Source organism: Acinetobacter sp. ANC_7553, from assembly GCF_056779895.1.
In genome coordinates this window covers 1-297 of the sequence record NZ_JBWYIV010000061.1, presented here as the reverse complement: position 1 = coordinate 297, position 297 = coordinate 1, and the positions used below count along the sequence as shown (strand labels likewise).

1 protein-coding gene is annotated in these 297 nt (G+C 48.1%); it reads left to right on the top strand.

All coding sequences use genetic code 11. The features are described from left to right. A partial coding sequence (locus AC1M9I_RS14685; RefSeq protein WP_481611222.1) for a DUF2345 domain-containing protein occupies positions 1-297 on the top strand: 297 nt, incomplete at both ends.

Genomic DNA, 297 nt, shown 5'->3' with positions numbered 1-297 from the left:
CGATCATGCTCTTGGCTTCACCAAGTTCAATTGCCGTAGAAAGTAACGAAGACATCCACCTCAGTGCAGATGGGCAGATCAACCAGATTGCGCAAGGAAGCATCAACACCAGCACCCAAGACAGCATCATCGGACATGCCAGCAAAAAGATCAGCTTATTTGCCGCGCAAGAAGGGGCACGACTGTATGCAGGCAAAGGCAAGATTGAGATTCAAGCCCAAGGGGATGGTGCTGATCTGATTGCAAGAAAGGGTGTACAGATTATTTCGACGGAAGATCGAATTGAAATTAAAGCGG